9 protein-coding genes are annotated in these 12,579 nt (G+C 73.5%); 4 read left to right on the top strand and 5 right to left on the bottom strand.

The features are described from left to right. Nucleotides 1-7 precede the first annotated feature (7 nt). Nucleotides 8-1,519, top strand: coding sequence for an L-arabinose isomerase (gene araA / locus SM793_RS15085; RefSeq protein ID WP_413815968.1), 1,512 nt, complete (start codon nucleotides 8-10; stop codon nucleotides 1,517-1,519). Nucleotides 1,520-1,782: 263 nt separating this feature from the next. Here araA and SM793_RS15080 read toward each other — a convergent pair whose 3' ends face one another. Then, nucleotides 1,783-2,802, bottom strand: coding sequence for a LacI family DNA-binding transcriptional regulator (locus SM793_RS15080; protein WP_413815967.1), 1,020 nt, complete (start codon nucleotides 2,800-2,802; stop codon nucleotides 1,783-1,785). 328 nt (nucleotides 2,803-3,130) lie between these two features. Between SM793_RS15080 and SM793_RS15075 the strand changes: the two genes are divergently transcribed. Next, complete coding sequence (locus SM793_RS15075) at nucleotides 3,131-5,428, top strand: beta-glucosidase family protein (RefSeq protein ID WP_320438762.1); 2,298 nt, start codon at nucleotides 3,131-3,133, stop codon at nucleotides 5,426-5,428. Nucleotides 5,429-5,442: 14 nt separating this feature from the next. Further along, on the top strand, nucleotides 5,443-6,417 hold the full coding sequence (locus SM793_RS15070) for a glycoside hydrolase family 6 protein (protein WP_413815966.1): 975 nt from the start codon (nucleotides 5,443-5,445) through the stop codon (nucleotides 6,415-6,417). A gap of 104 nt (nucleotides 6,418-6,521) precedes the next feature. Here the strand turns inward: SM793_RS15070 and SM793_RS15065 are convergent, their stop codons facing one another. Genes SM793_RS15065 through SM793_RS15050 form a run of 4 tightly spaced genes read right to left on the bottom strand, consistent with a single transcriptional unit; the run spans nucleotide 6,522 to nucleotide 11,222 of the window. After that, nucleotides 6,522-7,955 carry a GH1 family beta-glucosidase gene (locus SM793_RS15065; RefSeq protein ID WP_320438687.1) on the bottom strand — a complete coding sequence of 478 codons (1,434 nt, stop codon included), beginning with the start codon at nucleotides 7,953-7,955 and terminating at the stop codon, nucleotides 6,522-6,524. 43 nt (nucleotides 7,956-7,998) lie between these two features. Beyond that, nucleotides 7,999-8,874 (bottom strand): carbohydrate ABC transporter permease, encoded by an 876-nt coding sequence (locus SM793_RS15060; RefSeq protein ID WP_320438686.1) that lies wholly within the window; start codon nucleotides 8,872-8,874, stop codon nucleotides 7,999-8,001. Nucleotides 8,875-8,877: 3 nt separating this feature from the next. Beyond that, nucleotides 8,878-9,867, bottom strand: coding sequence for a sugar ABC transporter permease (locus SM793_RS15055; RefSeq protein WP_320438685.1), 990 nt, complete (start codon nucleotides 9,865-9,867; stop codon nucleotides 8,878-8,880). 14 nt (nucleotides 9,868-9,881) lie between these two features. Beyond that, the gene (locus tag SM793_RS15050) at nucleotides 9,882-11,222 is read right to left on the bottom strand and encodes an ABC transporter substrate-binding protein (RefSeq protein ID WP_320438684.1); all 1,341 of its coding nucleotides are present in this window, start codon (nucleotides 11,220-11,222) and stop codon (nucleotides 9,882-9,884) included. Nucleotides 11,223-11,489: 267 nt separating this feature from the next. Between SM793_RS15050 and SM793_RS15045 the strand changes: the two genes are divergently transcribed. After that, on the top strand, nucleotides 11,490-12,512 hold the full coding sequence (locus SM793_RS15045; RefSeq protein ID WP_320438683.1) for a LacI family DNA-binding transcriptional regulator: 1,023 nt from the start codon (nucleotides 11,490-11,492) through the stop codon (nucleotides 12,510-12,512). Nucleotides 12,513-12,579 lie beyond the last annotated feature (67 nt).

Raw genomic sequence — 12,579 nt, 5'->3', positions numbered from 1 at the left:
TCACCCCATGATCACGCCGCCGCTCCCGGGACGTGCAGTCTGGTTCCTGACGGGCAGTCAGGCCCTCTACGGCGAGGACACCCTGCGCCAGGTCGCCGACCAGTCCCGGCAGATCGCCGAGGCGATCGACGCGGCCGGCCCGGTCCCGGTCGCGGTGGCCTGGAAGCCGGTGCTCACGGACGCCGACGCGATCCGCCGGATCTGCCTGGAGGCCAACGCCGACGACCGCTGCATCGGCCTGATCGCCTGGATGCACACCTTCTCCCCGGCGAAGATGTGGATCGCCGGCCTGGACGCCCTGCAGAAGCCGCTGCTCCACCTGCACACCCAGGCCAACGTCGGACTGCCCTGGCAGACCATCGACATGGACTTCATGAACCTCAACCAGGCCGCCCACGGCGACCGCGAGTTCGGCTACATCCAGTCCCGCCTCGGTGTCGCCCGCAAGACCGTCGCCGGGCACGTCACCGACCCGGCCGTGGCCGAACGGATCGCCTCCTGGGCCCGCGCCGCCGCCGCCCGCGCCGAACTGCGGGGCCTCAGGCTGGCGCGCTTCGGCGACAACATGCGCGACGTCGCCGTCACCGAGGGCGACAAGGTCGAGGCCCAGCGCCGCTTCGGCGTCTCCGTCAACACCTACGGGGTCAACGACCTCGTCGCCGCCGTGGACGCCACCGCCGACGGCGACGTCACCGAGCTGGTCGAGGAGTACGAGGACAGCTACCGCCTCGCGCCCGAGCTGCGGGCCGACGGGGAACTCCACGCCTCGCTGCGCTACGCGGCACGGATCGAACTCGGCCTGCGCGGCTTCCTGGAGCAGGGCGGGTTCGGCGCCTTCACCACCAACTTCGAGGACCTCGGCGGCCTGCGCCAGCTGCCCGGCCTGGCCGTCCAGCGGCTGATGGCCGACGGCTACGGCTTCGGCGGCGAGGGCGACTGGAAGACCGCCACCCTGCTGCGCACGCTCAAGGTGGCCGCCACCGGCCTGGCCGGCGGCACCTCCTTCATGGAGGACTACACCTACCACCTGGAGCCCGGCCGCGAGCTGATCCTGGGCGCGCACATGCTGGAAGTCTGCCCGAGCATCGCGGCCGGCACCCCGTCCTGCGAGATCCACCCCCTGGGCATCGGCGGCCGGGAGGACCCGGTCCGCCTGGTCTTCGACGCCGAACCCGGCCCGGCGGTGGTGGTCGGGCTCGCGGACATGGGCGACCGCTTCCGGCTGGTCGCCAACGAGATCGACGTGGTCGCGCCCCCGGCCCCGCTGCCCCGCCTGCCCGTCGCCCGCGCCGTCTGGAAGCCGCGCCCGGACCTGCGCACCTCCACCGAGGCCTGGCTGACCGCCGGTGCGCCGCACCACACGGTGCTCTCCAGTGCCGTCGGCGCCGGGGAACTCGACGACCTCGCCGAGATGCTCGGTGTGGAACTCCTGCTGATCGACGCCGACACGACCGTCCGCCGGTTCACCAAGGAGCTGCGCTGGAACCAGGCCTACTACCGGCTGGCCCAGTCGCTGTGACCCCGGACCCATGACGCTCACTCCACGGTGGGCGTCGCCCGGTGTACCGCTTCGGCGCGGAGTAGTGAAGCAGGGGGCGGCGGTCCGGCGGGTCCGCCGCCCCCGTCGTCCCTCGTGCGGTAGCCGCCGGTCGGACGCGCGGCGGACGCGAGGCGGGCAGGCGGCGGCGGGCACGCGTCGGAACGCGGGCGGCCGAAAGCTCTCGAAACTTTCGGTCCGCCCCCGCTGGCCCTTTCGGGCCCCGAAACCGGTCCGACGGTCCGTCAACCAGTCGCGGGCGGAGCGGTGCTGCCGCGCTCCACCAGGCTGGTGGCCAGGTCCACCCGCAGATTGCCGGGCCGCCCCCCGCGGGCCAGGTCGATCACCAGGCGGGCCGCGGTCTCGGCCATCTCGGTCAGCGGCTGGCGCACGGTGGTCAGCGGCGGGCCCACCCAGCGGGCCAGCGGGAGGTCGTCGAACCCGACCACGCTGAGGTCCTCGGGGATGCGCAGCCCCAGCTCACGCGCGGCCTCGTACAGCCCGAGCGCCTGGAGGTCGTTCCCGGCGAAGACGGCGGTCGGCCGGTCGGGCAGGGTCAGCAGCTCCAGGCCGGCCCGGCGCCCGGACTCGTGGTGGAAGTCGCCCGCCCGCACCAGCTCCGGGTCGTACGGGACACCCGCGATGTCGAGCGCCGCCCGGTAGCCGTCGGTCCGGGCCCGGCTGCACATCATCCGGGCGGGGCCGCCGATCAGGCCGATCCGGCGGTGGCCGAGGTCGAGCAGGTGCCGGGTGGCGGCCAGGCCGCCGTCCCAGTTGGTGGTGCCGACCGCGGGTACGTCCCGGCCGGGGTCGCCGGCCGGGTCCATCACCACGAACGGGATGCCCCGGCCGGCCAGTTGCTCCCGCTGGGAACGGTCCAGGCCGGACAGGACCAGCACCACGCCGGTCGGGCGACGGGCGAGCACCCCGTCCACCCAGGACTGGCCGGGGCTGAGCCGCCCGGCGGACTCGGAGAGCACGATGCTCAGACCCTCCTCGCGCGCGGCGTTCTCGACACCGCGGATCACCTCCACCGCCCAGGCGCTCTCCAGTTCGTGGAAGACCAGCTCCAGCAGCGGACTCACCCGGCCGCCGCCGCGCCGCCGGTAGCCGTGCCGGAGCAGCAGCCCCTCCACCCGCTCCCGGGTGGCCGGGGCGACATCGGCCCGTCCGTTCAGGACCTTCGAAACCGTCGGCGCGGAGACCCCGGCCTCCTGCGCGATCTCGGCGAGCGTCGCCGCTCTGGTCACGACTTCCTCCTGCACTGCCCCTGCTGGGCGAGTTCCGTCGCGGTGGTCACAAAAGGCCGTCCTACGCACGGATGCTAGCCCGCCGACGGGCCGGATCCGATCCCGCCGGAACACTTGACGGAACGTCAGGACGGCTCTACGTTTCCCAACAACATTCGGCAACTCGCTCGAAACATTCGAGAGTCGAGGGCAGGACATGCGAATGAGATTCACCGAAAGGAAAGTGAACGACCGCCGGAACAACGACCGCCGGAACACCGACCGCCGGAACACCGCGCCCCTGCCCGCCTGGCGGGACACCGCGCTCACCCCGGAGGCCAGGGCGGACGCCCTGATCGCGGCGATGACCCTGCGGGAGAAGACCGCCCAACTGGTCGGCCTCTGGGTGGGCGCCGACGCCGGGGGCGGCGAAGTCACCCCGCACCAGCAGGAGATGGCGCAGGCCCCGGACCTCGACACCCTCCTGCCGCACGGGCTCGGCCAGCTGACCCGCCCGTTCGGCACCGCCCCGGTCGACCCGGCGCTCGGCGCGCTGTCCCTGCTGCGCACCCAACGGCGGATCGCCGCCGCCAACCGCTTCGGCATCCCGGCCCTGGCCCACGAGGAGTGCCTCGCCGGATTCACCGCCTGGGGCGCCACCGCCTACCCCGTGCCGCTCTCCTGGGGCGCCGCCTTCAACCCCGGGCTGGTACGGACGATGGCCGCCGCCATCGGGCGCGACCTGCGGGCCGTCGGTGTGCACCAGGGCCTCGCGCCCGTGCTCGACGTGGTCCGCGACGCCCGCTGGGGCCGGGTCGAGGAGACCATCGGCGAGGACCCGTACCTGGTCGGCACCATCGCCACCGCCTACGTCCAGGGCCTGGAGTCGGCCGGGATCGTCGCCACCCTCAAGCACTTCGCCGGGTACTCGGCGTCCCGTGCCGGACGCAACCTCGCCCCCGTCTCCATGGGCCCGCGCGAGCGCGCCGACGTCATCCTGCCGCCGTTCGAGATGGCCGTCCGTGAAGGCCGCCCCCGCTCGGTCATGCCCGCCTACACCGACACCGACGGCCTGCCCTCCGCCGCCGACGGGGACCTGCTCGACGGACTGCTCCGGGACACCTGGGGATTCGCCGGCACAGTCGTCGCCGACTACTTCGGCATCGCCTTCCTCGCGACCCTGCACGGCGTCGCCGAGGACTGGTCCGACGCCGCCCGACTGGCTCTGGCCAGCGGCGTCGACGTCGAGCTGCCGACCGTGAAGACCTTCGGGCAGCCGCTGCTCGACGCGGTCGAGGCGGGCACCGTCCCGGGCGGGCTGGTCGACCGGGCACTGCGCCGCGTCCTGGTGCAGAAGGCCCAACTGGGGCTGCTGGACCCGGACTGGAGCCCGGTGCCCGCCGCCCTCGCCGGCACCGGCCCGGGCGAACCCGACGCACTGCGCGGCCTGGTCGACCTCGACCGGCCCGCCAACCGCGCGCTCGCCGCCGAACTCGCCGAACAGGCGGTGGTGCTGCTGCGCAACGACGGCCTGCTGCCGCTGCGCGCCCCCGCCAGGATCGCGCTGATCGGCCCGAACGCCGACGAACCCACGGCCGTGCTCGGCTGCTACTCGTTCCCCGTGCACGTCGGCACCCGGCACCCGGCGGCCCCGGTCGGGATCGAACTCCCCACCCTGCGCGAGGCGCTGGCCGCCGAGTTCCCCGGCAGCGAGCTGTGCACGGTGCGCGGCGTGACGGTCGACGGCGAGGACACCGGCGGCATCGCCGAAGCGGTCCGGGCCGCCCGGCGGGCCGACGTCGTGGTGCTCGCCCTCGGTGACCGGGCCGGACTCTTCGGGCGCGGCACCAGCGGCGAGGGCTGCGATGCGGCGACGCTGGAACTGCCGGGCAAGCAGCGGGAGTTGTTGGATGCACTGCTGGACGCCGGGACGCCGGTGGTGCTCACCCTGCTGGCCGGACGACCCTACGCGCTCGGCCGCGCGACCACCGGGGCGGCGGGGATCGTCCAGTGCTTCTTCCCCGGCGAGGAGGGCACCCGGGCGCTCGCGGGCGTGCTCAGCGGGCGGGTCGCACCGTCCGGGCGGCTGCCCGTCTCCGTCCCCGCACACCCGGGCGTCCAGCCGTCCACGTACCTGGCCGCCCGGCCGGCCCGGGCCGGAGACGTCTCCGGCACCGACCCGACACCCGCCTACGGCTTCGGACACGGGCTCGGCTACACCGAGTTCGGGTGGTCCGGCCTCGCGGTGGAGGTGGCCGAGACCGGGACCGACGGCGAGTTCCGGCTCGCCTTCGACCTGCACAACACCGGTGCGCTGGCGGGCACCGAGGTCGTGCAGCTCTACCTGCACGACCCGGTGGCCACCGTGGTCCAGCCCGTTCAGCGGCTGGTCGGCTACCGGCGGATCCCGCTGGCCGCCGGATCCGGCCGCAGGGTGGGGCTGACCCTCCCCGCCGACCTGGCCTCGTTCACCGGCCGGGACGGCCACCGGATCGTCGAACCCGGCGCGCTGGAACTGCGGATCTCCGCCTCCAGCACCGACGCCCGCCTCACCGTGCCGCTGCGCCTCACCGGCCCCGTCCGCCCGCTCGACCACACCCGCCGACTGCACCCCACCTTCACCGTCCAGGAACTCCCGCCCACACCCACCCCCACCCCGTAGCGGAGGAATCCCCCATGCGTCGATCGAGCCGCCGGCTGTCCCTGCTCATGGCACCCGCGCTGACCGCCCTCCTGGTCGCGGTCCACCCCGGGACCGCCCACGCCGCCGACCCCACCCTCATGACCAACGGCTTCTACACCGACCCCGACTCCAGTGCGCGGCAGTGGGCCGACGCCAACCCCGGCGACGGCCGCGCCCCCGCGATCCGGGCCTCGATCGCCGACGTGCCGACGGCGCGCTGGTTCGGCAACTGGAGCGGGGCCGTCGGCACGGCGACCCGGGCCTACACCGGCGCGGCGGCGGCCGGCGGCAAACTGCCGATCCTGGTGGCGTACAACATCCCCGACCGGGACATCTGCGCCGGTCACTCCGGCGGAGGGGCGGGCAGCGCCGCCGAGTACCGGGCCTGGATCTCCGACTTCGCCGGCGGCATCGGCAACCGGCCGGCGGTGGTCGTCCTCGAACCCGACTCGCTCGGCCACGAGAGCTGCATGACCCCGGCCCAGGTGGCCGAGCGCAACGCGCTGCTGAGCGACGCGATCGCGCGGTTCAACGCCAAGGCGCCGAACACCTGGGTCTACCTGGACGCCGGCAACCCCGCCTGGCTGGGCGCCGACACCATGGCCCGGCTCCTGGCGACCGCCGGGGTGGCCGGCGCCCACGGCTTCTCCCTGAACGTGTCGAACTACACCACCACCGCGGAGAACACCGCCTACGGCAACGCCGTCAACGCGGCCCTGAGGTCGACGAAGGGCTTCACCAAGCCGTTCGTCGTCGACACCAGCCGCAACGGCAACGGATCCAACGGCGCCTGGTGCAACCCGGCCGGGCGCCGGATCGGGACCACGACCCAGTGGGGCGGCGGCGCCGAGATGCTGCTGTGGATCAAGGTGCCCGGCGAGTCCGACGGAAACTGCGGTGTCGGTGCCGGGTCGAGCGCCGGGCAGTTCCTGCCCGAGGTCGCGTACAAGATGATCTACGGCTACTGACCGTGGAGCGGTGAGCGGACGGCCCCCGCCGCGGGCCCCGGCCGAGCCGGGAGCGTGCGCCGGGGGCCGTCCCGCCGGGGGGCCGCCGCCACTGACGACGGGCCCTACGGGCCGACCGGCGGGTGCAGCTCGCCGGTACGGGCCACCCGTGCGTACCAGCGGGCGCTGGACTTCGGGGTGCGGGTCAGCGTGGAGTGGTCGACGTGGACCAGGCCGAAGCGCTTGGCGTAGCCGTAGGCCCACTCGAAGTTGTCCAGCAGCGACCAGGCGAAGTAGCCGCGTACGTCGGCGCCGTCGGCGGCGGCCCGGTGGACCGCCGCCAGGTGGGCATGGAGGTAGGCGGCGCGCTCCGGGTCGTGGACCGTGCCGTCGGCACCGGGTTCGTCCGTGTACGCCGCGCCGTTCTCGGTGACCACCAGCGGCAGGCCCGGACAGCGCTTCGCCAGCCCGGTCAGCAGCTGGTGCAGACCGGAGGCGTCGACCGCCCACCCCATCGCGGTCCGCTCGCCCGGTGCCGGATGGAAGCCGACCCGGTCCGCTCCCGGCCAGGGCGAGGCCGTACCGCCGCCGTGGCCGTCCTCGCGGGCGGGGACGGCGCCCTCGGCGGTCGCGGAGACGACCGTCGGCGTGTAGTAGTTGACGCCCAGGGAGTCCAGCGGCTGGTGGATCTCCTTCGGGTCACCGGCCCGGACGAAGGCCCAGTCGGTGAGGTGGGCCGTGTCGGCCAGCAGGTCCGCCGGGTAGCCGCCGTCCAGCATCGGGCCGAGGAAGACCCGGTTGCCGACGGCGTCGATGCGGCGTACGGCCTCCTGGTCGGCGGCGGACGGGGTGAGCGGGCGCAGCGCGTGCAGATTGAGCGAGACCGACAGCCGGGCGCCGGCGGGCAGCACGCCGCGCAGCGCCGAGACGGCCAGGCCGTGGCCGAGGTTCAGGTGGTGGGCGGCCCGCAGGGCGGCCACCGGGTCGCTGCGGCCGGGGGCGTGGACACCGGAGCCGTAGCCGAGGAAGGCGCTGCACCAGGGCTCGTTGAGGGTGGTCCAGTGGCCGATCCGGTCGCCGAGCGCCTCGCCCACCAGCGCGGCGTACTCGGCGAACCGCTCGGCGGTCGAACGCTCGGGCCAGCCGCCGGCGGACTCCAGCTCCTGCGGGAGGTCCCAGTGGTAGAGCGTGGCGACGGGGGTGATCCCCGCGGCGAGCAGTTCGTCGGCGAGGCGGCGGTAGAAGTCCAGGCCCTGCTGGACGACCGGGCCGCGGCCGGTGGGCCGGACGCGCGGCCAGGAGACGGAGAAGCGGTAGGCGGTCAGGCCGAGTTCGGCCATCAGCCGCACGTCCTCGCGGAAGCGGTGGTAGTGGTCCACCGCGACCTCGCCGGTGTGGCCCTGGAAGACCTTGCCCGGGGTGCGGCAGAAGGTGTCCCAGATCGAGGCGGTGCGGCCGTTCTCGGCGGCGGCGCCCTCCACCTGGTAGGCGGAGGTGGCCGCGCCCCAGAGGAATCCGGCCGGGAACCGGGGCAGGGGGTCGGCAGGGGTGAGGGCCATGTGCGGCTCCCAACGGTGAGGGGTTCGGGTATCGGAGGGTGGTTCAGTTCTTGACGGCGCCGGCGGTGATGCCGCCCACGATGTGCTTGCCCAGCAGCGCGAAGACCAGCAGCAGCGGCACCGTGGAGATGAGCGCGCCGGTCAGCACGATCGCCTGGTCGACGCTGTGATTGCCCGACCCGAGGCCGGCGAGGGCGACCTGGAGGGTGGGGTTGCCGTCCGGGGTGAGCGCGATGAAGGGCCAGAAGAAGTCGTTCCAGGCCTGGACGAAGACCAGCATGCCGAGCACGGCCATCGCCGGCCGCGCCACCGGGAACACCACGTGCCAGATGATCCGCAGACTGTGCGCGCCGTCCACCCGGGCGGCCTCCACCAGCTCCACCGGCAGGGCTTCGACCAGGTACTGCCGCATGAAGAAGACCCCGAACGCGGCGACCAGGGAGGGCAGCACCACCGACTGCAGCTGGTCCACCCAGCCCAGGTCCGTGATGATCCGGTAGAGCGGGATGACGCTGAGCTGCGGCGGGACGGCCATGGTGGCGACGACCACGGCGAGCAGCGCGTTGCGGCCCCGGAAGGGCAGTTTGGCGAAGGCGAAGCCGGCCAGGGTCGAGAACAGCACGGTGGACAGCGCCACCAGGCCGGCCACCACCGCGGTGTTGACCAGCGCCCGGCCCATGTCGACCTGGTTCCACGCGAAGGCCAGGTTGTCGAACAGGCGCGGGCCCGGCAGCAGGGGCGCGGGCGCCTCGACCACCCGTTCGCCCGTGTGCGAGGCGGCGACCAGGTTCCAGTACAGCGGGAAGAGCGAGACCAGGGCGGCGAGCGCGAGCAGGACGTAGGTCAGCGGGCCGGCGTGGTGCTGGCGTCCGGCGGACGGACGCCACCGGCTGCCGGGCGGGGATGCGGTGCTGCTCATGGGTCAGGGCCTCCTGCGGCGGCGGACACGGACAACGAGGGTCTGTACGGCACCGGCCGAGAGCAGGAGCAGCAGCATCACCCAGGCGATCGCGGAGGCCTGACCGAGCGCGCCGGTCACCCAGCCCTTCTCGTACATGAGCAGGCTGAGCGTCTGGAACTGGTTCCCGCTGCCGCCGCTGACTCCCAGGCTGCCGCCGAACAGCATGGGCTCGCCGAAGAGCTGGGTGGCGCCGATGGTGGACACCACGATCGTGAACAGGATGGTCGGGCGGATCGAGGGGATGGTGACGCTGAGGAACTGCCGGGCCCGGGAGGCTCCGTCGATGGCCGCCGCCTCGTACAGGTCCGGCGGGACCGCCTGCATCGCGGCGAGGTAGATCAGTGCGTTGTAGCCCGTCCAGCGCCAGGTGACGATCGCCGAGATGGCGATCTGCGCGGGCCATTTGGAGGACTCCCAGTCCACCGGGTGGAAGCCCGCCCAGCCGAGCGCGGTGTTGATCAGCCCGTAGTCGCTGTTGAACAGCTGGGCGAAGACCAGCGTGGCGGCGGCGATCGAGGTCGCGTACGGTGCGAGCACCGCGACCCGCAGGAAACCCCGGCCGCGCATCCGGTAGTTGAGCAGGTGGGCCAGGCCCAGGGCGAGCAGCAGCTGCGGGACGGTGGAGATCACGCCGATGGTGAAGGTGTTGCCGAGGGCGTTCCAGAAGAAGTCGCTGTCCCACAGACCGGTGTAGTTGCGCAGGCCGAGCCAGCGGGCCCCGCCGCCGAGTTCGACCCGGTGCAGCGAGAGCCAGCCGGTGTAGACCAGCGGGAAGAGACCGAAGGCGGCGAAGCAGAGGAAGAACGGCGCGACGAAGGCGTACGGCGCCGCCTTCATGTCCCACCGGTGCAGCCGGCGGCGCCAACCGCGGCCCGGTGGCGGGCTGGTGGAGGGGTGGGTGGCGGACGGGAGCGGGGCGCCGTCGGCCGCCACCCGGGTGGGGGTGGACACGGGCAGTCCTTCCGCTACTTCTGGATCTTGTCGTTGATCAGCTTCCCGACGTTGGCCCAGGCCTGCGCGGGATCGGTGCCGCGCTGCTCGATGTCGAGGATGCCGTTGTCGGTGAGGAAGGTCTTGGCCTGGCCGTCCCAGCGGCTGATCGGGACGGCCTTGATGCCGGCGGCGGCCTCCGAGTAGATCCGGCCGACCGGGGTGTCGCCGAAGAACGGCAGGGTGGCGTTCTTGACGGCGGGGGAGGAGAGGGCCTCCTTCGTGGAGGGGATGTTGCCGTTGACGGCGAAGACCTTGGCGTGCTGCGCCGGAGCGGTCAGCCAGGCCGCGAGTTCGGCGGCCTCCTTGACGTGCGCGCCGGACTTCGGGACGGCGAGGAAGGAGCCGCCCCAGTTGCCCGCGACCGGTGCCGGGGCGATGTCCCACTTGCCCTGGTTCTCCGGACCGGCCTGGTCCTTGATGACCCCGGTCATCCAGCTCGGGCAGGCGACGGTCGCGAACCGGTTGTTCTTGAAGCCCGCGTTCCAGGTGCCCTTCTCGTCGAACTGCCGCAGCTTGGCGGTGATTCCGCCGGTGGCCGCGGCGGTGGCGATGTCCCAGGCCTTCTTGACGCCGGGGCTGTTCGCGTAGTCCAGCTCGCCCTTGGCGTCGGCGTACTGGATCGGCTCGCCGGACACGACGGCGTTGAAGAGCCCGCTGGCGGAGTCGTGGAAGGCGGTGCCCTCGGGCGCCTTCGCCAGGTAGGCGCGACCGGTCTCCAGGAACTTGTCCCAGCCGCCGGCCCAGAGCGCGCCGACCTGGGCGCGGTCGGTGGGCAGCCCGGCCCCGGCGAAGAGTTCCTTGTTGTAGCAGATCGCCATCGGGCCGATGTCGGTCCCGAGGCCGATCACCTTGCCGTCCGGCGCGGTGGCCTGCTTGACCTTCCAGTCCAGGAAGGTGCCGAGGTCCGCCCCGCCGGTCGTGCCGAGGTCCGTCCACTTGCCCGCGAGGCCGGGCCCGGTGGCCTCGGCGATGTAGCCGACCTCGACGGCCTGGATGTCGGCGAGGCCGCTGTCCCGGGAGAGCCGCAGCTTGAGCGTGTCCCAGTACTTCTGTCCGTCGGCCACGTTGGACTCGGTGATCCTGATGCCGGGGTGCAGCTTCTCGTACTCGGCGTAGAGCTTGGCGCCGGTCTCGTTGTCGTAGCCGAAGGAGCCGTAGGTGCCGATCCGCAGGGTGACGGTGCCGCTAGCGCCGTCGGCCTTCGGGCCGCCGCCGCCACTGCTGCAGCCGGCCAGCAGGGCGGTGCTCGCGGCCAGCGCGGCGAGCGCGGTGAGGCGTCGACGTCTGGTGGTGACGGTGCTGGTGCTGTGCATTCCGCTCTCCTCCGCAGGGGGGTGGTGCGGGGGCCCGCCGTGGCGGCCCGCCGGTGCATGGGAGCGCTCCCAAGTCACAGCCGGAAGGTTCCTGCGCGGCCGCGCAGAAGTCAATAGATGAAGCCGAATCACCCTCAGGAGCCCTGCAGTTCGCAGATCGCCGCCACTTCCTGAATGCGACGGACCGTGGCGGTGCCGGGCCCCGGTCCTCTACGATGCGCGCCAGGCGGGGCGAGACCGGTGGCGGCGACGGAAGGCGCGTGGGCAGTGGGCGGACGGCAGACCGGCAGGCCGACCCTCGAGGAGGTCGCGGCCCGGGCCGGGGTCGGGCGCGGCACGGTGTCGCGGGTGATCAACGGCTCGTCGCAGGTGAGCGAGCAGGCGAAGGAGGCGGTGGACCGGGCCGTCGCGGAGCTCGGCTACGTACCCAACCGGGCGGCCAGGGCGCTGGCGGGCAGCAGGACGGACGCGATCGCCCTGGTCGTGCCCGAGACCGAGGCCCGGGTCTTCGCGGAACCGTACTTCCTGGACATCATCCGCGGCGTGAGCGCCGAACTCGGCGCGGCGGACAAGCAGTTGCTGCTCACGCTGATCCGCACCGACCAGGAGCGCCAGCGCTTCGAGCAGTACCTCGCCGCGCAGCGGGTGGACGGCGTGCTGCTGGTCTCCGTCCACCGGGACGACCCGCTGCCGGACCAGGTGCGCGCGCTGGGCCTGCCGGCCGTGCTGAACGGCCGGCGCTCGCCGGACGAACCGGTGGCCTACGTCGACTCCGACAACGTGGGGGCCGGCCGCTCGGCCGTGGCACACCTGGCCGGGCGCGGGCGGCGCCGCATCGCCACCATCACCGGACCGCTGGACATGGACGCCGCGCAGGGCCGGTTGACCGGCTACCGCCAGGGCCTGGCGAACGCCGGACTGCCGGGGGACGGACACCTCGTCGCCACCGGGGACTTCACGGAGGACGGCGGGCGCAGGGCGATGATCGCCCTGCTGGAGCGCTGCCCCGATCTGGACGCGGTGTTCGCCGCCTCCGACGTGATGGCGGTCGGGGCCCTCGCCGTCCTGCGGGCCCGCGGCCTGGACGTGCCCGGGGACGTCGCGCTGGTGGGCGTCGACGACTCGCCGGTGGCGCGCCACCTCGACCCGCCGCTGACCAGCGTCCGGCAGCCGATCGAGGAGATGGGCCGCACCATGGCCAGGCTCCTGCTGCGGCAGATCGGCGGTGAGGGCGCGGAGCCGTCCCGCCTGGTGCTGCCGACCGAGCTGGTGGTCCGGCAGTCCTCCTGAGGACCCGTCGGGGGGGGGGGGGGGGGGGGGGGGGGGGGCGGGGGGGGGGGGGGGGGGGGGGGGGGGG

Source organism: Kitasatospora purpeofusca, from assembly GCF_034043715.1.
Taxonomy (GTDB): Bacteria; Actinomycetota; Actinomycetes; order Streptomycetales; family Streptomycetaceae; genus Kitasatospora; species Kitasatospora purpeofusca_A.
This window is presented reverse-complemented; position numbering and strand designations above follow the sequence as displayed.

What these genes read in the sequence shown, in the direction of transcription:
- araA (WP_413815968.1), top strand. Translation starts at nt 8, where the DNA reads ATGATCACGCCGCCGCTCCCGGGACGTGCAGTCTGGTTCCTGACGGGC.
- SM793_RS15075 (WP_320438762.1), top strand. Translation starts at nt 3,131, where the DNA reads ATGACCCTGCGGGAGAAGACCGCCCAACTGGTCGGCCTCTGGGTGGGC.
- SM793_RS15070 (WP_413815966.1), top strand. Translation starts at nt 5,443, where the DNA reads ATGCGTCGATCGAGCCGCCGGCTGTCCCTGCTCATGGCACCCGCGCTG.
- SM793_RS15065 (WP_320438687.1), bottom strand. Translation starts at nt 7,955, where the DNA reads ATGGCCCTCACCCCTGCCGACCCCCTGCCCCGGTTCCCGGCCGGATTC.
- SM793_RS15060 (WP_320438686.1), bottom strand. Translation starts at nt 8,874, where the DNA reads ATGAGCAGCACCGCATCCCCGCCCGGCAGCCGGTGGCGTCCGTCCGCC.
- SM793_RS15050 (WP_320438684.1), bottom strand. Translation starts at nt 11,222, where the DNA reads ATGCACAGCACCAGCACCGTCACCACCAGACGTCGACGCCTCACCGCG.